Annotated in this window: 25 protein-coding genes and 1 riboswitch; of the genes, 16 read left to right on the forward strand and 9 right to left on the reverse strand. The window is 71.9% G+C overall.

Annotated features, from left to right (window positions below):
• Nucleotides 1–21 precede the first annotated feature (21 nt).
• From ACIHIX_RS35500 to ACIHIX_RS35545, 10 genes are all read left to right on the forward strand, one after another.
• Complete coding sequence (locus ACIHIX_RS35500; protein ID WP_399963581.1) at nucleotides 22–888, forward strand: glutathione S-transferase C-terminal domain-containing protein; 867 nt, start codon at nucleotides 22–24, stop codon at nucleotides 886–888.
• Between the two features lie 39 nt (nucleotides 889–927).
• A riboswitch (SAM riboswitch) is annotated at nucleotides 928–1,036 on the forward strand.
• Nucleotides 1,037–1,067: 31 nt separating this feature from the next.
• A complete protein-coding gene (locus ACIHIX_RS35505) occupies nucleotides 1,068–1,217 on the forward strand; it encodes a hypothetical protein (protein WP_159059550.1) in 150 nt (49 codons plus the stop codon).
• Between the two features lie 164 nt (nucleotides 1,218–1,381).
• Complete coding sequence (locus ACIHIX_RS35510) at nucleotides 1,382–2,368, forward strand: amino acid ABC transporter permease (protein WP_399963583.1); 987 nt, start codon at nucleotides 1,382–1,384, stop codon at nucleotides 2,366–2,368.
• Nucleotides 2,365–3,150, forward strand: a complete 786-nt coding sequence (locus ACIHIX_RS35515) for an amino acid ABC transporter ATP-binding protein (protein ID WP_399963584.1) — start codon at nucleotides 2,365–2,367, stop codon at nucleotides 3,148–3,150. The genes ACIHIX_RS35510 and ACIHIX_RS35515 overlap by 4 nt, the downstream gene beginning before the upstream one ends.
• Before the next feature lie 47 nt (nucleotides 3,151–3,197).
• Nucleotides 3,198–4,220 carry an ABC transporter substrate-binding protein gene (locus ACIHIX_RS35520; protein WP_399963586.1) on the forward strand — a complete coding sequence of 341 codons (1,023 nt, stop codon included), beginning with the start codon at nucleotides 3,198–3,200 and terminating at the stop codon, nucleotides 4,218–4,220.
• A 24-nt stretch (nucleotides 4,221–4,244) separates the two neighbouring features.
• The gene (locus ACIHIX_RS35525) at nucleotides 4,245–4,967 is read left to right on the forward strand and encodes a GNAT family N-acetyltransferase (protein ID WP_399963588.1); all 723 of its coding nucleotides are present in this window, start codon (nucleotides 4,245–4,247) and stop codon (nucleotides 4,965–4,967) included.
• Between the two features lie 191 nt (nucleotides 4,968–5,158).
• Nucleotides 5,159–6,361: an LLM class flavin-dependent oxidoreductase gene (locus ACIHIX_RS35530; protein WP_399963590.1), complete on the forward strand. Its 1,203-nt coding sequence runs from the start codon at nucleotides 5,159–5,161 to the stop codon at nucleotides 6,359–6,361.
• Nucleotides 6,362–6,382: 21 nt separating this feature from the next.
• The gene (locus ACIHIX_RS35535) at nucleotides 6,383–7,756 is read left to right on the forward strand and encodes an NtaA/DmoA family FMN-dependent monooxygenase (protein ID WP_399963592.1); all 1,374 of its coding nucleotides are present in this window, start codon (nucleotides 6,383–6,385) and stop codon (nucleotides 7,754–7,756) included.
• Complete coding sequence (locus ACIHIX_RS35540) at nucleotides 7,753–8,826, forward strand: LLM class flavin-dependent oxidoreductase (RefSeq protein WP_399963594.1); 1,074 nt, start codon at nucleotides 7,753–7,755, stop codon at nucleotides 8,824–8,826. The genes ACIHIX_RS35535 and ACIHIX_RS35540 overlap by 4 nt, the downstream gene beginning before the upstream one ends.
• Nucleotides 8,819–9,952 (forward strand): LLM class flavin-dependent oxidoreductase, encoded by a 1,134-nt coding sequence (locus tag ACIHIX_RS35545; RefSeq protein ID WP_399963596.1) that lies wholly within the window; start codon nucleotides 8,819–8,821, stop codon nucleotides 9,950–9,952. The genes ACIHIX_RS35540 and ACIHIX_RS35545 overlap by 8 nt, the downstream gene beginning before the upstream one ends.
• Here the strand turns inward: ACIHIX_RS35545 and ACIHIX_RS35550 are convergent.
• Nucleotides 9,931–10,302 (reverse strand): hypothetical protein, encoded by a 372-nt coding sequence (locus ACIHIX_RS35550; RefSeq protein WP_399963598.1) that lies wholly within the window; start codon nucleotides 10,300–10,302, stop codon nucleotides 9,931–9,933. The two genes, ACIHIX_RS35545 and ACIHIX_RS35550, sit on opposite strands and share 22 nt — an antisense overlap.
• Nucleotides 10,303–10,392: 90 nt before the next feature.
• Here ACIHIX_RS35550 and ACIHIX_RS35555 point away from each other — a divergent pair, with 90 nt between their 5' ends.
• Nucleotides 10,393–11,328: a helix-turn-helix transcriptional regulator gene (locus ACIHIX_RS35555; protein ID WP_399963600.1), complete on the forward strand. Its 936-nt coding sequence runs from the start codon at nucleotides 10,393–10,395 to the stop codon at nucleotides 11,326–11,328.
• Here ACIHIX_RS35555 and ACIHIX_RS35560 read toward each other — a convergent pair.
• From ACIHIX_RS35560 to ACIHIX_RS35585, 6 genes are all read right to left on the reverse strand, one after another.
• A complete protein-coding gene (locus tag ACIHIX_RS35560) occupies nucleotides 11,322–11,570 on the reverse strand; it encodes a hypothetical protein (protein ID WP_399963601.1) in 249 nt (82 codons plus the stop codon). The genes ACIHIX_RS35555 and ACIHIX_RS35560 overlap by 7 nt on opposite strands.
• The gene (locus tag ACIHIX_RS35565; protein WP_399963603.1) at nucleotides 11,516–12,631 is read right to left on the reverse strand and encodes a phosphotransferase enzyme family protein; all 1,116 of its coding nucleotides are present in this window, start codon (nucleotides 12,629–12,631) and stop codon (nucleotides 11,516–11,518) included. The genes ACIHIX_RS35560 and ACIHIX_RS35565 overlap by 55 nt, the downstream gene beginning before the upstream one ends.
• Nucleotides 12,628–13,389, reverse strand: coding sequence for an ABC transporter ATP-binding protein (locus ACIHIX_RS35570; RefSeq protein WP_399963605.1), 762 nt, complete (start codon nucleotides 13,387–13,389; stop codon nucleotides 12,628–12,630). Before ACIHIX_RS35570 ends, ACIHIX_RS35565 begins: the two co-directional genes overlap by 4 nt.
• The gene (locus ACIHIX_RS35575; protein ID WP_399963607.1) at nucleotides 13,386–14,147 is read right to left on the reverse strand and encodes an ABC transporter permease; all 762 of its coding nucleotides are present in this window, start codon (nucleotides 14,145–14,147) and stop codon (nucleotides 13,386–13,388) included. The genes ACIHIX_RS35570 and ACIHIX_RS35575 overlap by 4 nt, the downstream gene beginning before the upstream one ends.
• Nucleotides 14,144–15,175: an ABC transporter substrate-binding protein gene (locus ACIHIX_RS35580; protein ID WP_399963609.1), complete on the reverse strand. Its 1,032-nt coding sequence runs from the start codon at nucleotides 15,173–15,175 to the stop codon at nucleotides 14,144–14,146. Before ACIHIX_RS35580 ends, ACIHIX_RS35575 begins: the two co-directional genes overlap by 4 nt.
• Nucleotides 15,176–15,283: 108 nt before the next feature.
• Nucleotides 15,284–16,204 carry an ABC transporter substrate-binding protein gene (locus ACIHIX_RS35585; RefSeq protein ID WP_399963611.1) on the reverse strand — a complete coding sequence of 307 codons (921 nt, stop codon included), beginning with the start codon at nucleotides 16,202–16,204 and terminating at the stop codon, nucleotides 15,284–15,286.
• 370 nt (nucleotides 16,205–16,574) lie between these two features.
• Here ACIHIX_RS35585 and ACIHIX_RS35590 point away from each other — a divergent pair, with 370 nt between their 5' ends.
• Nucleotides 16,575–17,450 carry a sulfurtransferase gene (locus ACIHIX_RS35590; RefSeq protein ID WP_399963613.1) on the forward strand — a complete coding sequence of 292 codons (876 nt, stop codon included), beginning with the start codon at nucleotides 16,575–16,577 and terminating at the stop codon, nucleotides 17,448–17,450.
• Nucleotides 17,451–17,594: 144 nt separating this feature from the next.
• Here the strand turns inward: ACIHIX_RS35590 and ACIHIX_RS35595 are convergent, their stop codons facing one another.
• On the reverse strand, nucleotides 17,595–18,680 hold the full coding sequence (locus tag ACIHIX_RS35595) for a M12 family metallopeptidase (protein ID WP_399963614.1): 1,086 nt from the start codon (nucleotides 18,678–18,680) through the stop codon (nucleotides 17,595–17,597).
• A gap of 97 nt (nucleotides 18,681–18,777) precedes the next feature.
• Here ACIHIX_RS35595 and ACIHIX_RS35600 point away from each other — a divergent pair, with 97 nt between their 5' ends.
• Nucleotides 18,778–20,556, forward strand: coding sequence for a LuxR C-terminal-related transcriptional regulator (locus tag ACIHIX_RS35600; protein ID WP_399963616.1), 1,779 nt, complete (start codon nucleotides 18,778–18,780; stop codon nucleotides 20,554–20,556).
• Nucleotides 20,557–20,631: 75 nt separating this feature from the next.
• Here ACIHIX_RS35600 and ACIHIX_RS35605 read toward each other — a convergent pair whose 3' ends face one another.
• Nucleotides 20,632–23,199 (reverse strand): CHAT domain-containing protein, encoded by a 2,568-nt coding sequence (locus ACIHIX_RS35605; RefSeq protein ID WP_399963926.1) that lies wholly within the window; start codon nucleotides 23,197–23,199, stop codon nucleotides 20,632–20,634.
• Nucleotides 23,200–23,347: 148 nt separating this feature from the next.
• Between ACIHIX_RS35605 and ACIHIX_RS35610 the strand changes: the two genes are divergently transcribed.
• From ACIHIX_RS35610 to ACIHIX_RS35620, 3 genes are read left to right on the forward strand one after another with little or no spacing between them, the layout of a single operon-like run.
• On the forward strand, nucleotides 23,348–24,778 hold the full coding sequence (locus tag ACIHIX_RS35610; RefSeq protein WP_399963618.1) for a S8/S53 family peptidase: 1,431 nt from the start codon (nucleotides 23,348–23,350) through the stop codon (nucleotides 24,776–24,778).
• Between the two features lie 59 nt (nucleotides 24,779–24,837).
• Nucleotides 24,838–25,413, forward strand: coding sequence for a sigma-70 family RNA polymerase sigma factor (locus tag ACIHIX_RS35615; RefSeq protein ID WP_329342133.1), 576 nt, complete (start codon nucleotides 24,838–24,840; stop codon nucleotides 25,411–25,413).
• Between the two features lie 8 nt (nucleotides 25,414–25,421).
• Entirely contained in the window at nucleotides 25,422–25,898 is a 477-nt protein-coding gene (locus tag ACIHIX_RS35620; protein WP_399963620.1) for a hypothetical protein, read from the forward strand.
• The last annotated feature ends 18 nt before the right edge of the window (nucleotides 25,899–25,916 follow it).

Raw genomic sequence — 25,916 nt, forward strand, 5'->3', positions numbered from 1 at the left:
CGCCCACACCCAGGGAGACCCATGTCCGTCACTCCGCTCGCCCCCGTCACGATCGCGCAGCCCCTCCCCGCCTTCCGGGGCCGCATCGGCCGGGACGCGCGCAGCGGGCACTACGCCGTGCCGCGCCGCTACCGGCTCCATCTGTCGACGTCATGTCCCGACGGCCTGCGCATCGCCGTCGTGCACAGCCTGCTCGGCCTCGCCGAGGCCTGTCCCGTGACCTTCCTGGACGCCGTCCCCGACTGTCCCGACGGCGGACACTCCGCACTGCGCCCGCTGTACGAGGCGAGCGCCCACCACTACACCGGTGCCGCCTCCGGACCCGTCCTCAGCGACGACTGGTCGGGGCGCATCGTCAGCACCCACGCCCCGGACATCACCCGTGACCTGGCCCGTCGCTTCGGCGGCGACCGGCCGGTGCTGTACCCGTGCGGCTCGGAGTCGGAGACCGAGGCCGTAGAGCGGCTGTGCGCGGACGGCATCGAGGGGGCCGCCCAGCTCGCCGGATCGGCCGGCGGCGACCCGGCCGCGCTCGACAAGCTGCTGGAGACCCTCGGCTCGCTGGAGCGCTGGCTGGTCGGACGTGAGTACCTGATCCGAGATCAGATCACCGCGGCCGACGTCGAGTTGTGGGTCACCCTGGTGCAGCTCGACACCGTGCACCGTCATCACCTGGACGCCTCCGCCGTCCAGCGGATCGCCGACCACCCCGAACTCTGGTCCTACGCACGCCGGTTGGCCGCCCACCCAGCCTTCGGCGCCCACCTCGACCTCGACGGCATCGCCCGCCGCCACCACGCCCGCTGTCGTGGCCTGGAGGCCGCCGGGTCGGCCGTACAGATCCTGGACTGGGCCGCGCACACCGCCCACGTGGTGGAACGGCGTTGACATCCGTTCGGGCGCATGTCTTAACTTACGCCCCAGAACGGTCATGAGCGTCAGCGAAAAGCCCTGGCTTGCTGACCGGCAACCCTCGCTCCGCGGTGGGGTGCCCCAGGTGACGACCGGACCGACGACATATCGGTAAGCGCGAGGGCCCGACGGGCCGGAAGAACACGGTGACGGACATGTACGCAGCCCCCAGGACGGCCCCGCGCCGCTCCCACGGCTGCGTACTGCCGTACGTGGACCTGCTCGTCGCCGACCGGGCCGTCGATCTGCTCCGCGTGAACAGCGCACTGTGTACCGCACCGGGCCGCGCCCGCTGTCGGGGCTGACTCTCCACCTCCGCAGCCCCGCCCCGAAGACGAACACCGCCCTTGCGGTGTGCCGTTGTCCACCAAGCCCCGGTGCCCGTGCGTCCTCGTGTGTCACGCCCCTCAGGTCGTGACACGCCTCGTTCGCCGTACCCGGGGAATCCGACTCCCGCCGGAGCCCCTCCATGAGCGAACCCCCAGGCGCCGCCGTGTCCCTCACCGAGGCACCGCCGACCGCTACTGACACCCCGTCACAGTCCTTTGCCGCCCAGCGCGTTCTGCCCCAGCGCCGCCCCGGCCGGTGGATCGCCACCGCCGTCGTCCTGGTCCTCGCGGCCCAGTTCGTGCACGGCCTGGTGACCAATCCGTTCTACCAGTGGGACCGGTTCGGCTACTGGTTCCTGCGGCCGACGATCCTCGACGGACTGCTCGTCACGCTCGAAGTCACCGCCTACAGCGCGGTGCTGGGTCTCCTCGGCGGCATCCTGCTCGCCCTGGCCCGGCTCTCCAAGAGCCCCGTCCTGCGGGCGGTCAGCTGGATCTACATCTGGACGTTCCGCTCCATCCCACTGATCGTCATCCTGCTCTTCCTCTACAATTTCAGCGCCCTCTACCAGACGCTCAGCGTGGGCGTTCCCTTCGGACCGGCGTTCTTCAGCTTCGACGAGTCCCGGCTCGCCACCGACATCGTCGTCGCCGTCGTCGGCCTGAGCCTCAACCAGGCGGCGTACGCGGCCGAGGCGGTCCGCGGCGGCATCCTCTCCGTCGACCAGGGCCAGCACGAGGCGGCGGCAGCGCTCGGACTGCCCAAGGGCTACCAGTTCCGCAAGGTCGTCTTCCCGCAGGCGCTGCGCTCCATCACGCCGAACTACGTCAACCAGCTCATCGACCTGGTGAAGGCCACCTCGCTGGTGTTCTACGTGTCGCTGCTCGACCTGTTCGGCGCCGCCCAGACCATGGGCGCCACCTACCCCGGCGACATCGTGCCGCTGCTGCTGGTCGTCACCGTCTGGTACCTGATCCTGACCACCGTCGTCTCCGTCGTGCAGTTCTATGTCGAGCGGTACTTCGCCCGGGGCGCCACCCGCGCCCTGCCGCCGACCCCGCTGCAGAAGCTGCGCGCCTCGGTGAGCGACCTGCGCGCCCGTATCCGCAGGGAGGCCGCCGTATGACCACCGAGACCCTCCAGATCGTGCCCGCCGCCGTAGAGGTCCACGACGTGCACAAGTGGTACGGCACCCACCGGGTCCTGGACGGTGTCGACCTGACCGTCCGGGCCGGCGAGGTCACGGTCATCCTCGGGCCGTCCGGCTCCGGAAAGTCCACCCTGCTCCGGGTCGTCAACCACCTGGAGAAGCCCGAGATCGGGTACGTCAGCGTCAACGGCGAGCTCATCGGCGTACGCAAGCAGGGCGAACACCTCAAGGAGCTGAGCGAGCGGGCGATCCTGGCCCAGCGCAGCAACATCGGGTTCGTCTTCCAGAACTTCAACCTCTTCCCGCATCTGACGGTGCTGGAGAACGTCGCCGCGGCCCCGGTGGCGACCGGGAAACTGGACCGGGACGCGGCCCAACGGCTCGCCCGTGAACTCCTGGACCGGGTCGGCCTCGCCGACAAGGAGACCGCCTACCCGCGCCAGCTGTCCGGCGGACAGCAGCAGCGCGTCGCCATCGCCCGCGCCCTCGCGCTGCGGCCCGGCGTCATCCTCTTCGACGAGCCCACCTCCGCCCTCGACCCGGAGCTGGTGGGTGAAGTCCTGGCCGTCATCAAGGACTTGGCGAAGAGCGGCACCACCCTGGTGATCGTCACCCATGAGATCGGGTTCGCCCGCGAGATCGCCGACCGGGTCGTCTTCATCGACGGCGGAAAGATCGTCGAACAGGGCCCGCCCTCCGAAGTGCTGGACAAGCCGCAGCACGAACGGACCCGGGACTTCCTCAGCAAGGTCCTCTGACCAACACCCCTTTTTCCACCCCTCTCACTCACACGACAAGGACAGCCATGCGCACCCACCTCACCCGACGCAGCCTGATACGGGGCATCACCGCGGCCACCGCCGTCGCCACCCTCGCCACCGGGCTCGCCGCCTGCGGGGGCGACAGCGACGCCGCCACCCAGACCAACGACGCCGCCGGCACGGTGACCGTGGGTCGGCTGTCCAACGGCGCGGCCACCGAGACCGCCCTGAAGGTCGGCGAGGTGAAGTCCATCAGCGCCCTGCTGCCGGCCGACATCAAGAAGAGCGGCAAGCTGGTCATCGGCTCGGGCACCCTGCCCTCCGGCGCCCCGCCGCTCGGCTTCATCGGCAGCGACCAGAAGACGCTCACCGGCTCCGAGATCGACCTCGCCCGACTGGTCTCCGCGGTCCTCGGCCTCAAGCCCGAGGTGCAGCGCTCCACTTGGGAGAACCTCTTCATCGGCCTCGACAGCGGCAAGGTCGACGTGGCGTTCTCCAACGTCACCGACACCGAGGAGCGCAAGCAGAAGTACGAGTTCGCCTCCTACCGCAAGGACGACCTCGCGTTCGAGGTGAAGAAGGACAACACCTGGAACTTCGACAACAACTACGAGAACCTCGCCGGCAAGACCGTCTCCGTCGGCAACGGCACCAACCAGGAGAAGATCCTCCTGGAGTGGAAGGCCAAGCTGGAGAAGGAGGGCAAGAAGCTCACGGTCAAGTACTTCCAGGAGACCAACAGCCTCTACCTGGCCCTGAACAGCGGCAAGATCGACGCCTACTTCGGCCCCAGCCCCAACCTCTCGTACCACACCACCCAGACCGCGAAGACGCCCCAGGCGACCCGTGTCGCGGGGCAGTTCTCCGGTGCGGGCGAGACCCTCCAGGGCCTGATCGCCGCGACCGCCAAGAAGGACAGCGGCCTCGCCAAGCCGCTCGCCGCGGCCATCAACCACCTGATCGACAACGGGCAGTACGCGAAGTGGCTCAAGGCCTGGAACCTCTCCGGCGAGGCCGTCGCCAAGTCCGAGGTCAACCCGCCCGGGCTGCCGCTCACCAACTCCTGATCACCCACTGAGAGAAAGGCCATCGTGGCCCACCAGACCGCTCTGGGCACCCACCTGTTGGACAACCCCGTGTGGGCCGCGCTCGACGGCCCGCACGCCGGGTTCGCCGAACAGTTCGGCCGGGCGGCGCGCTACCCGGCGGACGTGTACGCGTTCGCCGCGCTCGCCGACCCGGCGGACCCGGCCGCCTGGGCCGACCTGCACGCGCTGCTCGGCCCGGGGGCCACCGCCAAGGTCAAGGGGGTCGAATCGGTTCCCGACGGCTGGGACGTCATCGGCGGTGGCCAGGGCGTCCAGCTCGTCGCCACCGGGCTGCTGCGGACCGAGCCCGCCCCGGAGGCCGTACGGCTCGGGGCGGGCGACGTCCCGGAGATCCTCGACCTGATCGCCCGCACCCGGCCGGGACCCTTCCTCGCCCGCACCGTTCACCTCGGCACCTACCTCGGCATCCGCCACCAAGGCCGGCTGATCGCCCTGGCCGGGGAACGGCTCCGCCTCCCCGGCTGGACCGAGATCAGCGCCGTCTGCACCGACCCCGCCCACCGGGGCCGGGGTCTCGGCACCCGGCTGGTGCGCGCGGTCGCCGCCGGGATCGTGGAGCGCGGCGAGACCCCGTTCCTGCACGCCGCCGCCCACAACTCCACCGCGATCCGGCTGTACGAGTCGCTCGGCTTCACCCTGCGCCGCCGTACGACCATCCTTCAGGTGCGCGCCCCCGGAACAGATGCCGGGGCGGAGGCGTTGTGAGGTGCGACGAGGCGCGCGCCGACAGAACGGGAGGCAGGGACATGTGTATCCCTCACCTCCGCCTGCACATCGACCTCCAGCGCGTCGCCGGCGCGCTCTGTCGCCCCTGACCCGTTTGTTCTCCGCCGTGCCCTGAGTGCCGTGTGCCCGGGCCGGTGTTCTCGTACGGATCTCCAGGAAGGCACCCTCTCGTGTCCCCTTCTTCTGCCCTGCACCTGGCCGTCGCCCTCGACGGCACCGGCTGGCACCCGGCCTCCTGGCGCGAGCCGGTGGCCCGCCCCGGTGACCTGTTCACCGCCCGCTACTGGGCCGACCTGGTCGCCGAGGCCGAGCGCGGACTGCTCGACTTCGTGACCATCGAGGACGGACTCGGCCTGCAGTCCTCGGTCTTCGGCGGGCTGGACGGCCGCACCGACCAGGTCCGCGGTCGCCTGGACGCCGTACTGATCGCGTCCCGCGTCGCTCCCCTGACCCGGCACATCGGCCTGGTGCCGACCGTGATCGCCACCCACACCGAGCCGTTCCACATCTCCAAGGCGATCGCCACCCTCGACTACGTCAGCACCGGCCGCGCCGGCCTGCGGGTGCAGATCTCGCCCCGCCCGGACGAGGCCGCGCACTTCGGGCGCCGCACCGTCCCGCAGCTGACCCTGGACGAACTCCAGAGCCCGGCCGGACAAGAACTCGTCAGCGAGTACTTCGACGAGGCCGCCGACTACGTCGAGGCCGTGCGCAGGCTCTGGGACAGCTGGGAGGACGACGCCGAGATCAGGGACGTCGCCACCGGCCGCTTCATCGACCGCGACAAGCTGCACTACATCGACTTCGAGGGCCGCCACTTCAGCGTCAAGGGCCCCTCCATCACCCCGCGCCCGCCGCAGGGCCAGCCCCTCGTCACCGCCCTCGCCCACCAGACCGTCCCGTACCGGCTGGTGGCCCGTCAGGCCGACGTCGGATACGTCACCCCCTTCGACACCGAGGGGGCCGGGGCGATCGTCGCCGAGATCCGGGCCGAGCAGGAGACGGCGGGCCGCGCCGACCAGCCCGTCCATGTCTTCGGGGACCTGGTGGTCTTCCTCGACGACGACCCGGCGACGGCACTCGCGCGCCGCGAGCGGCTCGACGCCGTGGCGGGGGAGCCGTACGAGAGCGACGCCCGCATCTTCGCCGGAAGTCCCGCCCAACTCGCCGACCTGCTCCAGGAGTTCCAGACCGCCGGGCTCACCGGCTTCCGCCTCCGCCCCGCCGTCCTCGGCCACGACCTCCCGGCCATCACCCAGGGCCTGGTTCCCGAACTCCAGCGCCGCGGCGCCTTCCGCACCGCCTACGAAGCCGACACCCTGCGCGGCCTGCTGGGCCTCACCCGCCCCGCCAACCGCTACGCCGCCGCCTGAGACGGGAAGGACCGCACAGCCATGACCAAGCCGCTGAAGCAGATCCATCTGGCCGCCCACTTCCCGGGCGTCAACAACACCACCGTGTGGAGCGACCCCGAGGCCGGCAGCCATATCGAGTTCAGCTCCTTCGCCCACTTCGCCCGCACCGCCGAACGGGCCAAGTTCGACTTCCTGTTCCTCGCCGAGGGCCTCCGGCTCCGCGAACAGGGCGGGCACATATACGACTTGGACGTCGTCGGGCGCCCCGACACCTTCACGATCCTCTCCGCGCTCGCCGCCGTCACCGAACACCTCGGTCTGACCGGCACCATCAACTCCACCTTCAACGAGCCCTACGAGGTGGCCCGCCAGTTCGCCAGCCTCGACCACCTCTCCGGCGGCCGCTCCGCCTGGAACGTGGTCACCTCCTGGGACGCCTTCACCGGCGAGAACTTCCGCCGTGGCGGCTTCCTGCCGCAGGACGAGCGCTACTCACGCGCCAAGGAGTTCCTCGCCACGGCCGGCGAGCTCTTCGACTCCTGGCACGGCGACGAGATCCTGGCCGACCAGGAGACCGGTGTCTTCCTGCGCGACGCGAAGGCCGGAGCCTTCGTCCACTCCGGCCAACACTTCGACATCCACGGCCAGTTCAACGTCCCGCGCTCCCCGCAGGGCCGTCCCGTGATCTTCCAGGCCGGCGATTCGGAGGAGGGCCGCGAGTTCGCCGCCTCGTCCGCCGACGCCATCTTTAGCCGGTACGCCGCCCTCAAGGAGGGCCAGGCCTTCTACACGGACGTCAAGAACCGCCTCGCCAAGTACGGCCGCGGCCACCACGACCTGCTCATCCTGCCCGCCGCCACCTTCGCGCTCGGCGACACCGACGCAGAGGCCGAGGAGCTCGCGAGGGAGGTGCGCCGGCAGCAGGTCAGCGGGGCCACCGCCCTCAAGCACCTGGAGTTCGTCTGGAACCGGGACCTGTCCTCGTACGACCCGGAGGGCCCGCTCCCGGACATCGACCCGGATGTCAGCGACAACCACATCTCCAAGGGCCGCGCCCAGGTCCGTATGTACCGCGACCCGCTCGCCACCGCCCGCGAGTGGCGCGAACTGGCCGCCGCCAACCAGTGGTCCATCCGCGACCTGGTCATCAACACCGGGAACCGGCAGACCTTCGTCGGCTCCCCGGAGACGGTCGCCAGGACCATCAACGAGTACGTCCAGGCCGACGCGAGCGACGGCTTCATCCTCGTCCCGCACATCACCCCCACCGGCCTCGACGTCTTCGCCGACAAGGTCGTCCCGCTCCTCCAGGAACAAGGCGTCTTCCGCACCGAGTACGAGGGCACGACCCTGCGCGACCACCTCGGCCTCGCCCACCCGGACGAGGTGCGCGGCGAACGGGCCGCGTCGTGAAGTTCCTCGCGATCACGCTGATCGTGCACCGACCGGACCCGGTCACCGGGGTGCTGAAGTCGACGCACGAGCGGTTCCGCGAGGTGCTCGACAACGCCGTGCTGGCCGAGGAGCTGGGCTTCGACGGCTTCGGGGTGGGGGAGCGGCACGAGCGGCCGTTCCTCTCCTCCTCGCCGACCGTCGTCCTCGGTCACATCGCCGCCCTGACCCGCCGCATCCGCCTGTTCACCGCGGTCACCACCCTCAGCCTGCTCGACCCGGTCCGCGCCTACGAGGACTACGCCACCCTCGACCACCTCTCCGAGGGCCGCCTCGACCTGATCATCGGCAAGGGCAACGGCACCGCCCAGCGTGAGCTGTTCCACGTCACCCCCGAGGACCAGTGGGACCGCAACGCCGAGAGCTACGAGGTCTTCCGGCAGATCTGGCGGCAGGACAAGGTCACCGCCGACACCCGCTTCCGGCCGCCGCTCAAGGAGGCGGAGGTGTGGCCCAGGCCCTACCAGCGGCCGGTGCGGGTCTGGCACGGCAGCGCCACCAGCAAGGAGTCGGTCGACCTGGCCGCCCGCTACGGCGACCCGCTCTTCTCGGCCAACGTCACCAACCCCATAGAGCCGTATGCCGAGTTGATCCGCTACTACCGCGAGCGGTGGGAGCACTACGGGCACGATCCGGCGGACATCGCGGTGGGTGCCGGGACGGCCGGGCTCCTGGTGACCCGCACCTCCCAGGAGGCCCTCGACGTCTACCGGCCGCTCTTCGAGGCCAACCTCGCCTTCTACGAGAAGGCGGGCCTCCCCGTGGTCTTCGAGACCCTGGAGGACTTCGTCGAGCGCAGTTCCGCCCTGATCGGCAGCCCCGAGCAGATCATCGACAAGGTGCACCGCTACCACGAGCAGTTCGGGCACACCGTCCTCCATCTACACGCGGATGCGCATGGGTTGACGGATCGTCAGCACCGGGACTCACTGGAGCTGTTCCAGTCACGGGTCGCCCCGGTACTGCGGCGTGACATCCCGGACCCGCCGTTCGCGTGGGAACCCGTACGGGAGGAGCCCGTCCATGCCTGACATCCCCCTCGGCATCCTCGACCTGGTCCCGATCTCCAGCGGCTCCACGGCGGCCGACGCCCTGCGCAACTCCATCGACCTGGCCCGGCGCGCCGAGCGACTGGGCTACGCCCGCTACTGGTTCGCCGAGCACCACCTCAACCCCGGGGTGGCGGGCACCTCCCCGGCGGTCGTGCTCGCGCTGACGGCCGCCGCGACCTCCACGATCCGGCTCGGCTCCGGAGCCGTACAGCTCGGTCACCGCACCGCGCTGAACACGGTCGAGGAGTTCGGCCTGATCGACGCCCTGCACCCGGGCCGCCTCGACCTGGGCCTCGGCCGCTCCGGCGGCCGCCCACCGGGACAACCGGCCGCGGAGCCGCCGCCCCCGGGCCACGCCCCGAACGGTCTCGTCGTACCGCCCCGCTTCTCCTTCGAACGCCTCCTGGGCTCGCCCCGCATCGCCCTCCAGCGCAAGCTGCTCCTGCTCCCGGGCGCCGAGTCGCAGGAGTACGCCGAGCAGATCGACGACCTGCTCGCGCTGCTGGCCGGCACCTACCGCACCGACGACGGCGTGGAGGCGCACGTGGTGCCGGGCGAGGGCGCCGACGTCGAGGTGTGGATCCTCGGCAGCAGCGGCGGGACCAGCGCGGAGGTCGCGGGCGCGCGGGGCCTGCGCTTCGCCGCGAACTACCACGTCAGCCCGGCCACGGTCCTGGAGGCCGTGGACGGCTACCGGTCCTTCTTCCAGCCGTCCGACGTCCTCGACAAGCCGTACGTCAGCGTCTCCGCCGATGTCGTGGTCGCCGAGGACGACGCCACAGCGCGTGAACGGGCCACCGGTTACGGCCCATGGGTGCGCAGCATCCGTACCGCCGAGGGCGCCATCGAGTTCCCGACCCCGGACGAGGCACGCGCCCACCCCTGGACCGAGGCGGACCAGGAACTGGTCCAGGACCGCCTCGACACCCGGTTCGTCGGCTCTCCGACCACGGTCGCGGACCGCCTGGAACAGCTCCAGGAGGCCACGGACGCCGACGAGTTGCTCCTCACCACCATCACCCACGACCATGCGGACCGGGTCCGCTCCTACGAGCTGCTCGCCGCCGAGTGGCGCAGGCGAGGTCACTCGCTCCAGTCGAGCTGATGCTCGGGGGTCCCCAGGGACCTGCCGTACGCGATCGCCTCGGCGCGGCCTCGCCGGTCGCCGCGCCGATACCGGAACACCCTTCCGGCGAAGACGACGACGCGCTCGTCACCGGCGACGAAGTCGGCGTACCACCCGTGCGCCGGCTCCAGCGCCGCGGCGAGCGCGTCGGCGATCGACGCCGACAGACCGTCGTCCGCCTCCCACTCGACCAGCGTCCACAAGGGCGGTTGCCCGGCCCGAGCGCTGTCCGAGACATCGAGCCGGCGCACGGCACGGACGCGAAGCCCGGGCGGGGCGAACTCGGCACCGGGGCGCAGGCTCTCGCCGAGAACATAACCGTTGATCATGTGCTGTCTCCTCTACGGGGGTCCAGGGAGACGTTAGGGCCCGATGGCTGACATCCTCTGTCAGTCGTACGGCGATGAGGTGATCGGGAAATGCGCGCGGACCGGCTGCTGTCCCTGCTGCTCTGCCTCCAGGCCCGGGGGCGGATGACGGCCCGTCAACTCGCAGCAGAGCTGGAGGTGTCGGTCCGTACCGTCTACCGCGACCTGGAGGCGCTGAGCGCGGCCGGTGTGCCGGTCGTGGCCAGCGGCGGACCGGGCGGCGGGTGCCGGCTGATCGAGGGCTGGCGCAGCCCGCTGCTGGGGATCAGCGCGGAGGAGGCGACGGCGCTCCTCGCGGTGTCGGCGGGCGGGCCGCTGGAGCGGATCGCGCTCGGTGACGCGCTCGCCCAGGCACGGCTGAAGCTGCTGGCCGCGCTGCCCGCGTCCGGCCGCGACGACACGCGTGCCGCGGCGGCCCGCTTCCATCTCGACAGCCAGGCCTGGTTCCAGCCCGCGGAGCCGGTGCCGACGCTGCCGGCGCTGGTGGACGCCGTACGACGAGACCGCCGCCTGCGCCTCACCCACGGGGACCGGACCCGCACCGTGGATCCCCTGGGCCTCGTCGCCAAGGCGGGCGTCTGGTATCTCGTCGTCGCCTCGGACCGGGGCGTCCGCGCCCACCGGGCGGCCAGGATCACCGGCGCCGAGATGCTGCCCGAGTCCTTCCGGCGCCCCGCCGGGTTCGACCTGGCCGCCTTCTGGGCAGGCTGGACGGCGGAGTTCGAGGCGAGCCTCGATCAACTCCGGGTCACCGTAAGGCTGTCGGACGCGGGGCTCGCCGCACTGCCCGCGGTGCTGGGCGACCCGCGGTCAGCCGCGGGGGCCGTCCCGGATGCGGGAGGCCATCGACTCGATCTCCGCTTCGACGACGCCCGGGCCGCCTGCCGACGGCTCCTCGGCTTCGGACCGGAGGTCGAGGTGCTGGAACCGCCGGAGGTAAGGGAGTTGGTGGCCGACACGGCGCGCCGAACGGCCGCCCGCTACTGAAGCAGCAGGGTGGCGCCGCCCCAGCACGCCGCCAGGAACGCGGCGAGCAGCGCGGTCGCCAGTGCGTTGCGCGCCTTGGCCGTGGCGACCTGGGCCTCGCCGGCGGCCCTGGAGCGACGCATCGCGCCGAGGAACGTCGCACAGAACGCGGCACACAGCACCGCGGTGATCGGCAACAGCCAGAGCATCAGCCGGACGTATCGCTCCAGGTCCGGGACCGTGCTGCCCTCCGTCGCAAGCATGAGCGGATCGTAGACCGCAGCCGTCGCCCCGCGCGACCCCCGAACCACTCCGCGTGCCCGACGTAGTACTCGTACGCCAGCCGGGTGTTCTCCGCCGAGCGGGTCACGCCGTGGAAGTAGCCCAGTTCGGAGAGCGCGAACTCCGCGTGCACCAGCGGCAACAGCTCCGGCAGCGCCGCCGACTCGGCCGCGCTGAGCGGTCGTACGGACTGGTAGCCGTCGAGGAGGGCCAGTGCGTCGGCCTCGCGTACGGGACAACCGGGGCGGAGCCACTGGACGGCGTTGCGCTCGATCGCCGTCGCCAGATCGTGCACGGCCGTCGTGCGGTCGCTCATGCCGACGTCGAGGACGGTCGCGACCTGCCCGGAGGTGTCCCACAGGAGGTTGGAGGCGTGCCAGTCGTTGTGCGTCCACAGGGGCGTGAGGCGGGGGAGGTGCGGGGCCAGGTCCTGGTACAGAGGGATCAGCACGCGGGCGGTGTCCTCACGCCAGGGGAAGTGCCGTAGCCCGTCGGCGACGTGAGGGTGTCGGGCGGCGTACTCCGCCAGGGCCGTCCACGGGTCGTCGGACGCGAACACCGTGAACGACGCCACCAGCGGGCGCACCTGGCGCGCAGGGGCGTCGAAACCCTCCGCCGCCAGATGCAGCCGGGCCAGCGCCTCACCGGCCGCCCGGGCGTGGGTGGCCGAGCGGAACGGGGACCAGGACAGGGCGTCCCGGTACAGGTCGATGCCGTCACCGGGCGAGTGCACCTCGTACGTCCACTCGCCGCGCTCCGCCACGTCCAGCACCTCCACCACCGGCGCCCCCCGCTCCCGCAGATGGCGCAGGAACGCGTGCTCCTCGGCCAGGGCTTCGAGGGTCCGTACGGTGACATGGTGGCGTTTCACGAACAGGCGTCGGCCGGCCCGCTCGACCACGGCCGCCGCCGACAGCGGGCGCGGGCTGCGCCACACCACCCGCGCCGGTCCGACGACCTCCGTCACCTCGGCGTCCGTGAGGGGAGGCCAGTCGGGTTCGGCGGGCTCGGTGCCGAGGCCGTGTGCCTTGAGTGAACTCATGCCGCACCCACCGTCCGCGTGCCCTTCAACGCCTCGAGGATCCGGCGTTCGGTCGCCGCGAACTCCGGTGCCGTGAAGTCGTCCGCGCCGCGCGGGCGGGCGAGCGGCACCTCGAAGCGGTCGACGACGGTGGCGGGGCGCGGCGACAGGACGTGCACGGTGTCGGCGAGCAGGACGGCCTCGCGGATGTCGTGCGTGACCAGGACGACCGTCCAGCGGTGGCGCTGCCACATGTCCGCCAGCCACAGCTGCATCTCGGTCCGGGTGAGCGAGTCCAGCGCACCGAACGGCTCGTCCAGGAGCAGCACCGGCCGCTCCAGGACGACCGTGCGCAGCAGTGCGGCCCGCTGCCGCATCCCGCCGCTGAGCTGGGACGGGTACGCCTTCTGGAAGCCGTCGAGCCCGAAGTCCGCGAACAGCGCGTCGGCCCGGGCCCGTGCCTCCTTCTTCCGCACGCCCTGTGCCTCAAGGCCGAGGGCCGTGTTGTCGAGCACGGTCCGCCAGGGGAACAGCAGGTCCTTCTGCGGCATGTAGGCGACCTTGCCGGACGCCACCCCGGCGGGCTCGCCCTCCACCAGCACCCGCCCGCACGTGGGCCGGTCCAGACCGGAGACCAGATTGAACAGCGTGCTCTTGCCGCTGCCGCTCGGGCCGATCACGGCCGCGAACTCACCCGGCTCCACGGAGAGTTCGAGGTCCCGCAGGACCTCCAGATCGCCGAAGGACTTGCCGACGTCTTCGATGCGCAGCGAACTCATGTGCCGACCTTCCGTTCCCAGGGCAGCACCAGCCGCTGCACCAGATACGTGGCCCCGAACAGGGCGATGCTCAGCGCCGCCGTCACGCCCACCGCCGCGAACACCAGGTCCGTGCGGAAGGCGCTCTTCTGCGCCTGCATATAGATCCCGAGGCCCGCCTCCGCGCCCGCGTACTCGGCGAAGACCGCACCGACGACGGCGTAGGTGATGCTCACCCGCAGCCCGGCGAAGAAGTACGGCATCGCGCTCGGCACCCGGACAAGGCGGAACGTCCGCCACCGGCCCGCCCCCAGTGAGCGCAGCAGCCGCATCGCCTCACGGTCGGTCGCCGCGAACCCGGCGGCCAGGTTGGCGGCCAGCGGGAAGAACGTCGTCAACGTCACCACCAGCATCTTCGGCAGCAGCCCGAAGCCGAACCAGATGATGAGGAGAGGCGCCACGGCGACGATCGGGATCGTCTGCGAGGCGACCAGCAGCGGATACAGGCCCCGCCGCGCCGCCGCGGAGAAGTCCAGCAGCACGGCGACCAGCCACGCCGCCGTGAAGGACAGGGCGAAACCGAGCAGGGTCTCCTGGAGGGTGGGCAGGGTCTGCGCCCACAGGTCCGCGCGGTTCGCCCAGCCCTGCTCCAGCACCCGTGCGGGAGACGGCAGGGTCGTCGGATCGACTCCGGCGGCACTCACGTACAGCTGCCAGCCGCCGACCACGACGGCCAGCACCAGCAGCGGCGGCCACAACGACCGCAGGAGCGGCTTCACTTGGCGGCCGGGAGGTAGTCGTCGGTGAAGAACTCCGACGCGTCCGGCGCCTTCGCCGGCTTCTTGCCGTCTTCGTCGACCAGCAGCCCCGCCTGGTACTCGAAGTCGGCGAACGCCTGCCAGCGCTCGGCGCTCTGCGTCCCGATCTCGCCGTCCGGCCCCTTGTAGTACTCCTTCGCCAGCAACCGCTCGCTCTTCCGCACCAGTTCGGTGTTGGTGAGCACGCTCTTGTTCTGGGCGACGAGGAGGTCGGCGGCCTGGTCGGGGTGGTCGGCCGCGTACCGGTAGCCCTTGTCGAGGGCGGCGAGGAACTTCTTCGCGACCGCCGGATTCTTCTTCAGGTACCGGTCCGAGGACGCGACGAGCGTCGAGTAGATCGCGGGGAAGCCGTAGTCGGACAGCTGGAAGTTCTTCAGCGGCTTGCCGCTCAGCTCCGCCTCCAGCCCCTCCCATGTCGGCATCGGCATGGCGAAGTCGGCCTTGTCCGCGTAGAGCGCCGCGTACGCCGAGGTGTTGAGGGTGATCTGCTTGAAGTCGCCCTTGCCACCCGCGTTCTGGATGACCTTCTGGAGCAGCGGCTTCTCGTACGGGGCGCCGAAACCGGCGTACGTCTTGCCGTCGAGGTCCTTCGGTGAGCTGATGTCGTCGCGGCCCGCGCGCACGGCGATGGTGACGTTCGTCTTCTGCGTGACCGCGTACACGGAGGTGATGTCGGCACCGGCGGCCCGGGCGGTGGTCACGCCCTCCTGGTAGGAGATGCCGAAGTCGGCCTTGTGGGCGGCGAGCAGCGTCTCGGGGGCGGTCGAGCCGTAGGGCACGATCCTCAGGTCGATGCCGGCGTCCTTGAACCAGCCCTTGGCCTGGGCGACGTAGATGCCGGTGTGGTTGGTGTTGGGCGTCCAGTCCAGGGCGAGCGTGACGGTCGTGGTGCCGTCCTTGGTGGCGGCCGAGGAGTCGGCCTGGCATCCCGTGGTGACGGCGAGCAGGGAGGTCGCGGCGATCGCGGACAGCAGGGTGCGGCGGTGCATGGCGGGTCCTTCGTACGGAGGAGAGGCGAGCGGTGCGGGGCGGTCAGGCCCGACACAGCGCGCTCGCCACCCGCTTGAAGTCGACGGCGAGCCGCCGGGTGAGCAGCGTCACGCGGTCACGTCCAGCAGGCCGTTGGTGAAGGAGCGGTCCCAGTCGCGGTCGTGCGCGATCGCGCCGTTCTCCGCGAGCCAGTGGGCGTACGGTCCCATCCGGCTCTCGTCGATGACACCCCAACGGCCGTCCCGGTCCGTCCAGGTGGGCGCGATCAGCGCGAGCGAACGGGCGATGAGCGGACGCGGGAAGTAGGGGATCACGGCTTCCAGCAACTCCAGAGTGCCGTCCTGTTCCTGGGCGGCGGCTGCGTAGCCACGAGCCGTCACCGCCAGGAAGTCCCTTACCAGGGAGGGTTGTTCGGCGAGCAGCCGCTCGCTCGTACCGAGCAGGTAGCTGTGGTAGCGAGGTGCGCCGATCTCGTCCACCGGCCAGGTCAGCCGCCGCTCCTCGGGCAGGTCGCCGCGCAGGGCGTCCCAGGACCAGTAGTTGCCGAAGGTGGCGTCGGCCTCACCCGCCTCGATGTCGTCCACGGTCAGTTCGCGGGCGCCCGCGTCGAGGAGGAGCACGGCGTCCGGGTCGCCGCCGTCGGCCGCGACCAGGTGGTGGACCAGGGCACGGCCGCGTGGGGTCGGGTTGAGGGCGAGCCGTCGGCCGGCGAGGTCGCGCGGGCGGGTGATGCCGGTGGAGGTGGTGGTCTGGATCGCCTCCAGACCACGGTGGTTGACCGCGGCGACGGCGATCAGCGGCTGGCCGTGGGCGGCGCGGCGGGCCAGCAGTCGGTTCGGCGGGAAGATCCCGAAGTCGACCTCGCCCCGCGCCAGGTACTCCAGCGTGTCGCCGCGTCCCGGATCCTGGACGGCCAGTTCCACGTCGAGGCCCGCCTCGGCGAACCAGCCACGGGCACGGGACAGGTACAGACCGGCTGAATTCGGCCAAGGATGGAAATAGTCCAGCATGACCCGGATGTGCGGCATGGAGGTACTCCGAAGGAGGCGCGCGAAGGCGCGGTGAACGGTGAGAGAGGCGAGGGTGGGTCAGTGACGACAACAGGAGCAGCGCACCGGGGTGGGGGACACCGGTCGCTTCGGCTCGACTGCTGTGAACACGTGTACTCCTACGCGGGACGCCTGGCTGGCGTGGTTGGTGCGGTCGGCGTCCCCATGGGGACCGCGTTCGAACGAACGGATCCCAGACGCCCTCTCAGCCCAGTCGGGTAGGGGCTCCCGCGTAGATGGCCGAAACCATAACGGCATGCCCGGGAGGCTGTGCAAGCCTGGTCCGAAATATGGGACGGCCTTGTTCGACGCGTAAGACGCCCAGCTCACGGGCGTACCATCGGCCGCCATGACCTCCCTGCTGCCCGGCCCCCTGGTCGACGACACCTGGCTCGCCGCCCGCCTCGACGACCCACGGGTGGTCGTCCTCGACGCCACCGCCCTGCTGCCCTCGCCCCGGCACGACGGCGACTACCGGTGTGCGAGCGGCCGGGCCGCCTGGGCCGAGCGGCACCTCCCGGGCTCCCGGCACGCCGACCTGACCGGCGACTTCTCCGACCACGACGCGCCCTACCACTTCGCCGTACCGTCCCCCGAGGCGCTCGCCGCGGCGCTCGCCCGGCTCGGCGTGGGGGAGGGCGACGCGGTCGTGGCGTACGACAACGGCGGTGGCATCTGGGCGGCCCGGCTGTGGTGGATGCTGCGGGCGATCTCCGTCCCCGCGGCCGTGCTCGACGGCGGGCTGGCGGCATGGGAGGCGGCCGGCCGTCCGCTCGCCTCCGGTGCGGAGCCGGCCCCGGTGCCCGCGGTCACGCCCGTCACCCCCGTACCGCGTCCCGGACTCTGGACCGACGTGGACGAGGTGGCCGCCGTCAGCCGCGGCGAACGTCCCGGTGTGCTCGTCTGCGCGCTGCCGACCGGCGGCTTCGACGGCACCGCCCCCACCCGCTACACCCGCCGGGGCCACATCCCGGCCAGCCGCAGCCTGCCGGGCCGTGAACTCCTCGACGCCGCGGGCCGGTTGCTGCCCGCGCCCGAACTCACCGCCCGCCTCGGCGCGGTGCTCACCACCACCGACTCCCCGGTCGTCCTCTACTGCGGCGGCGGCATCTCGGCGGCGGGCGCGGCCCTCGCGCTCACCCTGCTGGGACGCAGGGACGTGTCGCTGTACGACGGTTCGCTGGAGGAGTGGTCGAAGGACCCGGCGCGCCCCATGGACCGCTGAACGCCGCCTGGCCTCACCTGAGTTGCCCCTCGAACACGCCGTGTGGCCGGCGCTCGTTTCCCTCCCCCGAAGGTAACGAGCGCCGGCCATTCCCCCGGCGCCGGACAGTGGTCCAGCCTCGCCCGTGTGCGGCCGTACGTGCTGTCACCAGCACATGACCGCGGTTTCCCCCGAACCCCACGCGGAGTACAGGCGCACACGGACGAAGTAGCGGCGGCCCTTGACGAGACGGGCCCTGACGGTGGCGTTGTGCGGTGTTCCCCCGTCGTCCTGGCCGCCGAGATAGCGGGGTTCCCCGTCCCGCTCCTCGAAGACCACGACCACGGTGTCGCTGTCGCCGAAGGTGCCCACGCTGTACTCGCGGGTCTCCGGCGGCTCGACGGTGAAGTCCGCCTGTTCGCCCGGGCCGAGCCCGAGCGGCGCCGAGCGGAACGGCATCAGCGCGGGCGGCAGTGTGGGACCGACCGACGGATACCAGCGCTGGACGTACTCCTTGTCGGAGGGCGAGAGCGTGCCGGGCGGGGTCAGACCCGCACGGAACTGCTCCGGCTCCAGGATGAGCCCCGCCGAGAACGGATACTCCATGATCGACTGGTGGTCCCAGGCGGAGCCGCTCACCTCGCTGGGGTCGAGCTTGCGCAGGATGTTGAAGAACGTCTTGTCCCGGGTCCAGAAGTTCGGCGGGCCCGCCAGCTCGGCGTAGACGGCCTCGTCGTCCCAGTGGATCCCGGCGAACGGGTTCTGGTGCTCGTGGTGCATGCCGAGCGCGTGCCCGATCTCGTGCAGGGCCGTCCCGCGCTCCCCCGGCGCGGTCAGGTCCCACCCGAAGTTCATGGTGCGCTCGTGCAGTCCGACCCGGAGCGCGTCCTTGCCCACCGTCGACCAGGAGCCGTCGCCGAGCTGGAACCCGATCCGCAGCTCCGCCTCGGAACGTTCGCCGACCTCGGTGAACGTGACCCCGATGCCGAGGTCCTGCCATTGAAGGAAGCACTCCCGTACGACGTCCCGCTGCTTCTCCGCGCCGACCCACGACACCCGGCGGGTCGCCCCGCTGCCGGGTATCGCGATCACCGAGGCGTCCGAGTCGCCGTCGAAGAAGTAGTAGTGCAGGACGGTGTTGTTGACCCACATCCGGCCCCCGCCGACCAGCGCGCTCAACCGCTCGGCGGTCAACCCCGGTGTGAAGACGGGGGCCGACTGCTGCGCGAGGGAGCAGTAGCGGGAAGCCATGCGCCAAGAGTGCCGTCGGCCGTCCGCGGGCGCCTGAGTCGAGGGCTACTCAAGTCCCCGTGTATCAGGCTTGAGTACTCGCGCTCCTGTAGGTGTGATGACTTTCGAACGGGACGCGAAAACCCTGGAGCTGCCCTGGCCGTTCACCGGCCGGGAGGACGAACTCGAGCTGATCCGCCGCTCGTCGGCCGCAGGTCACCACGGCATCGTGGTCACCGGCCCGGCGGGCTGCGGCAAGACCCGGCTCGTGACGGAGGCCGTCCGCGGCACCGACTGCGCCAGGGTGGCCGGGACGCCCGAGACCCGGCACATCCCGTTCGCCGCGTTCGCCCATCTGCTGCCCGAGACGGTGAACCTGCACCGGGCGGTTCAACTGCTGTCCGCCGTCCGCCTGTTGCTGGTCGACGACGCCCAGCTGCTCGACGACGCCTCGGCCGCCCTGGTCCACCAGCTCGCCGTGCACGGCCGCACGCGGCTGCTGGTCGTCGCCACCGACGGCGCCCCCGTGCCGGGCGCCGTCTCCCGGCTGTGGACCGGTGAGCTGCTGCCGCGGCTCGTCCTGGAACCGCTGCCCCACGAGGAGACGGCCCAGTTGGCCGCGGCGGGTGTCGGCGGCGGCCTGGAACCGCTCACCGTCAACCGACTGCACCGGCTGTGCCGTGGCGATCTGCGCCTGCTGCGCGAGCTGATCGGCGCGGTCCGCGAGAGCGGGCTGCTCACCCGGCAGCCCGACTCGGAGGACCGGGCGTGGCGGGGCCCGATGCCGGTCACCACGACCGTGCGGGAACGGACGGCGCGGGTCCTGGAGTGCGCGGACCGCGAGACGCTCGAACTCCTGGCCTTCGCCGAGCCGTTGCCGCACTCCATGGACGACCTCGACCTGCCCGCCCTCGAACGCCTCGAAGCCGACGGCCTGGTACACGTCGACGACGACGGCGCCGTACGTCTCGCCCACCCCCTGCACGGCCCGGTGCTGCGGGCCGCGGCCGGCCGGCTGCGGGCCAGGCGGCTGGCCCGCGGGCCGGAGCAGTGCGCGGCGGCCCTCGCGGCGGAGGCCGCCGCGCTCGCGGACCGGATCGAGCGCGCCGACGTACGGGAGACGGACGCGCCCGTGGGGGAGTGGCTCATCGCGGAGGGACAGCCGGTCCCGGCGCGGTACGCGGCCGTACGGGCGAGGTTCGCCCGGCTGCGCGGAGAGCTGCGGGAGGCGGCGGCCTGGGCGAGGGAGGGACTGCGGGAAACGGCGGCCGACCCGGCCTGCCGTACCGAACTTGCCCTGGCGGCAACGCAGTCGGGAGAGACGACGGGCCTCGACGGCGACACCGGCGGACCGGTCACGGCATGGCTCGCGGCGGCGCGCGGTGACCTCGACACCGCTCTGGAAACCGTCACCGACGCCTACGACGCCGTACGCCTCGGAGCTCCCCACGCGCGGCCGGGCACCGGGGTGTTCGCCCTGCACGCCGACGCGCTCGCCCGCAACGACGGACCGGCGCTGGACCGGGCCGCCGAGCGGCTGGAGGAGCGCGGGTTCCTGCTGTTCGCCGCCGAGGCGCACGCGCAGGCCGTCCGCGCCCACCGCGACCCGCGCGCCGCCCGCACCTCGCGCACCCGGGCCGTCGCCCTCGCCCGCCGCTGCCAAGGGGCCCGCACCCCGGCCCTGTCCGGACTGGTCCTCGGCGAACTCACCGCACGCCAGCGGCAGATCGTCACCCTCGCCGCCGCCGGCCTCAGCAACCGGCAGATCGCGGAGAAGCTGACGCTCTCCATCCGCACCGTCGGCAACCACCTCTACAGCGCCTACGCCCGGCTCGGCGCGAACGACCGCGGAGCGCTGCCGTGGCTGGTGGAACTGCCCGCCGCACAGCCGGCCTGAGCCGGCCCACCGACCGGCGGTCTGACCCCCGTAATCGGGGGAGGGGTCAGGCCGCCGCCCTCGTCGGACACGCGCTCACGCCGCGCCGAACGCCGAGAACGCCCACCCCGTCGCCTGGTGCGTGGCATCGCCCGGCAGTGCCGCCCGCGCGTCGCGCAGGGCCTCGGCCAGGGACAGACCGGTGCTCAGCGCCTGGTGCAGGGCGAGCATCAGCGGGACCACCGCCGCGTCGTTGACCGGCGCGGTGCACGCCACCACGCCCGCCGTGCCCAGCGGCAGCAGCGCGGTGACCAGGCCGAGCAGCTCGTCCGCGCCGACCGAGGCGAACCGGGCGGTGTCGCAGCAGGACAGGATGATCCGGTACGGGCTGCGGTCGAGGCGTTCGAAGTCGTGCACGACGATCGGCCCGTCGGCCATCCGCAGCGAGGAGAACAGCGGGCTGTCGGCGCGGAAGGTGCCGTGCGCGGCGATATGCGCCAGCGCGGCCCCGTCGAGCTCCGTCAACACCCTTGGCACCCGGGCCTCGTCCTCCTCAAGGACGGTCGATCCGCCGTACCGGCCCGCCAGTTCGGGCACCTCGGCGCCCTCGGTCGCCAACCCCGGCCCACGGACCAGCACATGGCGGCCACCGGGCGGCGGTTCGGTCTCGCGGGCCCGCAGCCAGCTGCTCGCCGACGGCGACACGCTGAGCACCCGCTCCCGCAGCGACGGCAACAGCGCCCACGGCACCCGGTGCAGCCGGCCCGGCGGTACGACGACGACCGGCCCGGAGCCGAGGTGGGCCGCGGCCGGACCGAGCAGCAGCTTCTCCAGCCGCCGCCCCGCCGCCTCCACCACCGGCAGCCGTGCCTCCGCCCCCGGATGCGCCAGCCGGCGCAGCCCGGCCTGCACATGCTCCGCCTCGGTCTCCGCCTCGTGCAGCAAGCCGGCCTCGAACCGCCGCACCCGCCCCTGCCCGCACAGCAGCACCTGGACACGCCCGTCCAGCACAGCCAGTTCGACCAGGCGTACGTCGTCACCCAGCCGTTCCAGCAGCCGGCTCGGGTCGAAGCGGATGCCGTCGCCGGGGTGGTCGCCGCGGATGTGCAGGGTGCGGGAGCGGATCTCCCGTTCCAGGCGCCGCTGTTCACGCTCAAGGACCGGCAGCGGGCGGGCCTCCCGGCGGGCGGCCTCCGCGCGGGCCGCGATCTCCCGGAACGCCGTCAGATCGCTCAGCAGCGCCGGGTCGGCCGGCGGGCGGGTCGGCGGCGCGGACAGCGCGGTGGCCCGCCAGCGCTCGCTCCACACCAGCAGCCGGCGCGGGTTGCCGGAGTCCAGGCTCGCCCGCTGGGCCAACGCGGCCAGTTCCGCGCCCTGTTCGGTGGCCCGGGCCCTGAGCTCCGAGGCACCCAGCGTCATCCGATGGTCGTCGAGCACGTCGAGGCCACGTCGGCAGGCCTCCAGGATGCCCCGCCCCGAACCGGCCGCCCTGGCCCGCAGCGCCTGCGCCGCCCAGCCCGTCATCCGCGCCAGCGGAGGACCGCTGTGCCGGCTGCGGGCGGCGATCGCCAGATGCCGTTCGGCATCCGCGGTCCAGCCCAGCCCCAGCGCGATCCGCCCCGCCAGCAGCGAGGCCTCGGGCGCGGCCGGCGCCCCGAACCCGGCCAGGCGCTCGGCGACTTCGGCCGCGTCGGCCACCAGCCGCCCCGAGCCGCGTCCGGCGGCCAGACGCGCCTCCACCAGCACCAGCCGGGCGTGCGTCTCCCACCAGGACCGCCGCTGCGCGGCGAACAGCCGCACCGCGAGCGCCGCCCGCGCGATCGCGGTGTGCGGATCGCCCGCCCGCCGGGCCGCCCGAGCCGCGGCCAGCAGCAGCTCCGCCTTGAGGGTGGACTGCCCGCCGATCCCGTCAAGGACGGCGATCGCCGCGTCCGCCTCCGCCAGCGCCTCAGGCGCCAGCCCGGCCGCCATCAACACCTCGCAGCGCCGGATGTACAGCATGAACGACGGCGTGCCGAGCTTGGCGTACCGTTCCCCGGCCTCGTCGAACAGCCGCAGCGCCGCCGGGACGTCACCGGACCGGAACGCGGCGAGCCCCCGACTCTCCACCCCGTCCGCCTTGTCGTGCTCCTGGCCCGTGGTGTCGAACAGCGTTTCGGCCGCCGCGAAGTCCGCCTCGGCCCGCTCCACCGCACCGACCGCCAGATGCACGGTCGCCCGCAGCGTCAGCGCCCGCGCCGTCCAGATCACGTCGTCCACCTGCCGCAGCACGGGAATCGCCCGGCGTACGTCCTCCAGCGCCTCCCGGTGCCGGCCGAGCACCCAGGAGGCGTAGGCCCGCCGGTACAGCACCCGCGCGCGGGTGTGCCCGCTGCTCACCGCGACCCCGCGCTCCAGCGCGTCCAGACCCTGCCGGGTGCGCCCCGCGGTCACGAGCGCCACACCGAGCGCGGCCAGCACGTCGGCCTCGCGGTCGGCGGACTCGGCGCGTACGGCGAGGTCGCGGGCGCGGCGCAGATGGCGCAGCGCGATCTTCATGTCGCCCCAGTCGCGCTGCCAGATGCCGATCACCTGATGGGCGACGGAGGCATGCAGCGGTGAGGGGTCGGAGCCGATTACTTCCTCTGCCCTCGCCAGCGCCTGTTTGGGGGCGGCGAACACCATGGGCAGCAGTTCGAGAACCGTGTCGCTTCCCGCCGTCACCCAACGGATGGTAGTGCTCCGGGTCGTACGGCACACAGGGGTGGCGCTGTATCAATCGGCGGACCCGAGACTCTGACTGACGACCACCGCTCAAGTGGGAGGACACGCCATGGCACCTCAGCGATTCCCGGAGCAGTTCGACCAGATCCAGCGATCGATGCCCGACGTCTCCCTCGCGATGGGACCGGACGACGCGGCCGAGTTCATCTACGAGAAGGGTGTGGTCCTCGCGCGGGACGGTGAGGAGGCAGCGCTCGTCGAGAACACCGTCCGCGACCACTTCACCGCGGCGACCGGCCTCAGCGGCGACCAGGTACGCCGCGCGGGGCCGCAGACCAACCGCTCGGGCATCACCCGTATCCAGGTCGGCGACCCCGGCCACGGCGACCGCCGCGCCGACCGGGCCGTGGCCAACGCCCTGCGCGCCATGCGCGAACCGGAGGGACGCGCGGGACGCCGGCTGGTCAGCCGCAACCACGTGGTGTCCATCGCCGTCAACTCCTGTCCCGGCGACGAACCCGTGCCCGCCCCGCTCACCGGCGGCACCAACCCGGCCCCCGCGGAGGCCGGTTACGACGCCGACACCGCGGTCGGCGTCCTCGTGATCGACAACGGTCTCACCCACGACCACACGCTGGTCCCGCTCCTGACGCACGTCCAGGGCGACCTGCACGGCACCGAGACCGACGACCAGGGCAACCTGAAGATCTACGTCGGCCACGGCACGTTCATCGCGGGCATCGTCGCGTCCGTCGCGCCCAACACGAACATCACCGTGCGCAACACCCTCAACGACGCCGGCGCCATCCTCGAATCCGACTTCGGCGAGGCCCTGTTCGCCGCCGTCGACCGTGACGGCTGGCCCGACATCATCAGCCTCTCCGCCGGCACCTCCAACGGCCGCACCGACGGCCTGCTCGGCGTGGACGCCTTCATGCAGGAACTGCGGCAGCAGCGCACCCTGTTGGTGGCGGCGGCCGGCAACAACTCCAGCGCGACACCCTTCTGGCCCGCCGCCTACGCCTCCCTGCCCGACTACGCGAGCAGCGTCCTGTCGATCGGCGCCCTGCGCACCGACGGCGACCACGGCGCCTGCTTCAGCAACCACGGCTCCTGGGTCAACGCCTACGCTCCCGGCGAGCGCCTCACCAGCACCCTCACCGGCTTCGACGCACCCGTTCCGTACGTCTACCAGCACTCCACCTACGACGCCTGCCGCTTCAACTTCACCTACCTCTGCACCTGCCAACACCCCCGCCACACCGGCGTGTTGAGCGACGACGGCACCTCCGCCAAGCCGGACCAGGTGATGTTCGACGGCTACGCCCACTGGAGCGGCACCTCCTTCGCCACCCCGGCCGCCGCCGCCCTGGTCGCCGCCCACATGACCGCCCACAAGGAGACCGACCCACGCGCCGCCCGCGGGCAACTGCTCGCCGCCAACACCGAGTTCGCGGAAGTGCGCGGGGCGCACGTGCCGGCGCTCGTACCGCCCACCTGGCGCCAGGGGACGGTCGTACAGCTCTCTCCTGGGGCATGAGGGCCGAACTCGCCCCCTCCACGGCGTACGATGACTTGCCGTACACGAGGGGTGGGGCCGTGGACCGAGCAGATGTCGGCGCGCTGGTCCAGTCCGCCGTCGACGGTGACGCGGCGGCCTGGAAGGCGCTCGTGGAAGGGCTGAGCCCACTGGTGTGGTCCGTCGTGCGCGCACACCGGCTGAGTGACGCCGACGCGCACGAGGTGTACCAGACCGTGTGGTTCCGCTTCGCCCAGCACCTCGGCCGGATCCGAGAGCCGCAGAAGGCCGGATCGTGGCTCGCCAGCACCGCGCGCCACGAATGTCTGAAGGTGCTCAAGAGCTTAAGGCGACTGACACCCACCGACGATCCGCAACTGCTCGACCGCGTCAGCGAGGACCGTACGCCGGAACAGTCCCTCCTCGACTCCGAGGAGGCGGCCGTACAGAGCGAACGCATCCGCCATCTGTGGCAGGAGTTCGAGGAACTCGGCGACCGGTGCAGGCAGTTGCTGCGCATCCTGATGGCCTCGCCGCCGCCCAGTTACCAGGAGGTGTCCGCCGCGCTGGGCATCGCCGTGGGCAGCATCGGCCCCCTGCGCCAGCGCTGTCTGCGTCGGCTGCGGGCCCGACTCGAAGCGCGGGGGGCGGTATGAGGGACGAGATGAACGACGACGACACGTTCGACGAGGACTACGACGCCCTGGACGCCGACGCGGACCTGCTGGAGGAGGAACTCCGCAGGGCCGCCGGCATCCTCGACCCGGTGCCGGCCCAGCTGCGGCAGATCGCCGTGGAGGCCTACGCCCTGCACGACCTCGACTCCCGGATCGCCGAGCTGACCTTCGACTCGGTGGTGGACGCCATCCCCGTCAGGGGAGCCACGGACGTACCGCGGATGCTGACCTTCCGGGCGGGCGAGGTCACCGTGGACGTGGAGGTCACCGGGGAGGGCCTGCTGGGGCAGGTGCTGCCGCCCCAGGAGGCGTTGATCGAGGTGCTCAGCGGGCCGCAGACCGGCACCCCGCTGACCACCGACGACATGGGGCGCTTCACCTACGGCCAACCCCCTGCCGGTCCTTTCGCGCTGCGGCTGAGGACCGGCAGGGAGGCGATCGTCACCGACTGGCTGACGGTCTGAGCCGGCGGCGTCCTGCGA

This window comes from Streptomyces sp. NPDC051913 (assembly GCF_044593635.1).
In the GTDB taxonomy this organism is placed as follows: Bacteria; Actinomycetota; Actinomycetes; order Streptomycetales; family Streptomycetaceae; genus Streptomyces.

Bases quoted from the DNA above. Each gene is read 5' to 3' on its own strand.
- ACIHIX_RS35500 (WP_399963581.1), top strand. From the start codon at position 22: ATGTCCGTCACTCCGCTCGCCCCCGTCACGATCGCGCAGCCCCTCCCC.
- ACIHIX_RS35505 (WP_159059550.1), top strand. From the start codon at position 1,068: ATGTACGCAGCCCCCAGGACGGCCCCGCGCCGCTCCCACGGCTGCGTA.
- ACIHIX_RS35510 (WP_399963583.1), top strand. From the start codon at position 1,382: ATGAGCGAACCCCCAGGCGCCGCCGTGTCCCTCACCGAGGCACCGCCG.
- ACIHIX_RS35515 (WP_399963584.1), top strand. From the start codon at position 2,365: ATGACCACCGAGACCCTCCAGATCGTGCCCGCCGCCGTAGAGGTCCAC.
- ACIHIX_RS35520 (WP_399963586.1), top strand. From the start codon at position 3,198: ATGCGCACCCACCTCACCCGACGCAGCCTGATACGGGGCATCACCGCG.
- ACIHIX_RS35535 (WP_399963592.1), top strand. From the start codon at position 6,383: ATGACCAAGCCGCTGAAGCAGATCCATCTGGCCGCCCACTTCCCGGGC.
- ACIHIX_RS35545 (WP_399963596.1), top strand. From the start codon at position 8,819: ATGCCTGACATCCCCCTCGGCATCCTCGACCTGGTCCCGATCTCCAGC.
- ACIHIX_RS35550 (WP_399963598.1), bottom strand. From the start codon at position 10,302: ATGATCAACGGTTATGTTCTCGGCGAGAGCCTGCGCCCCGGTGCCGAG.
- ACIHIX_RS35555 (WP_399963600.1), top strand. From the start codon at position 10,393: ATGCGCGCGGACCGGCTGCTGTCCCTGCTGCTCTGCCTCCAGGCCCGG.
- ACIHIX_RS35560 (WP_399963601.1), bottom strand. From the start codon at position 11,570: ATGCTTGCGACGGAGGGCAGCACGGTCCCGGACCTGGAGCGATACGTC.
- ACIHIX_RS35565 (WP_399963603.1), bottom strand. From the start codon at position 12,631: ATGAGTTCACTCAAGGCACACGGCCTCGGCACCGAGCCCGCCGAACCC.
- ACIHIX_RS35570 (WP_399963605.1), bottom strand. From the start codon at position 13,389: ATGAGTTCGCTGCGCATCGAAGACGTCGGCAAGTCCTTCGGCGATCTG.
- ACIHIX_RS35580 (WP_399963609.1), bottom strand. From the start codon at position 15,175: ATGCACCGCCGCACCCTGCTGTCCGCGATCGCCGCGACCTCCCTGCTC.
- ACIHIX_RS35585 (WP_399963611.1), bottom strand. From the start codon at position 16,204: ATGCCGCACATCCGGGTCATGCTGGACTATTTCCATCCTTGGCCGAAT.
- ACIHIX_RS35590 (WP_399963613.1), top strand. From the start codon at position 16,575: ATGACCTCCCTGCTGCCCGGCCCCCTGGTCGACGACACCTGGCTCGCC.
- ACIHIX_RS35595 (WP_399963614.1), bottom strand. From the start codon at position 18,680: ATGGCTTCCCGCTACTGCTCCCTCGCGCAGCAGTCGGCCCCCGTCTTC.
- ACIHIX_RS35600 (WP_399963616.1), top strand. From the start codon at position 18,778: ATGACTTTCGAACGGGACGCGAAAACCCTGGAGCTGCCCTGGCCGTTC.
- ACIHIX_RS35605 (WP_399963926.1), bottom strand. From the start codon at position 23,199: ATGGTGTTCGCCGCCCCCAAACAGGCGCTGGCGAGGGCAGAGGAAGTA.
- ACIHIX_RS35610 (WP_399963618.1), top strand. From the start codon at position 23,348: ATGGCACCTCAGCGATTCCCGGAGCAGTTCGACCAGATCCAGCGATCG.
- ACIHIX_RS35620 (WP_399963620.1), top strand. From the start codon at position 25,422: ATGAACGACGACGACACGTTCGACGAGGACTACGACGCCCTGGACGCC.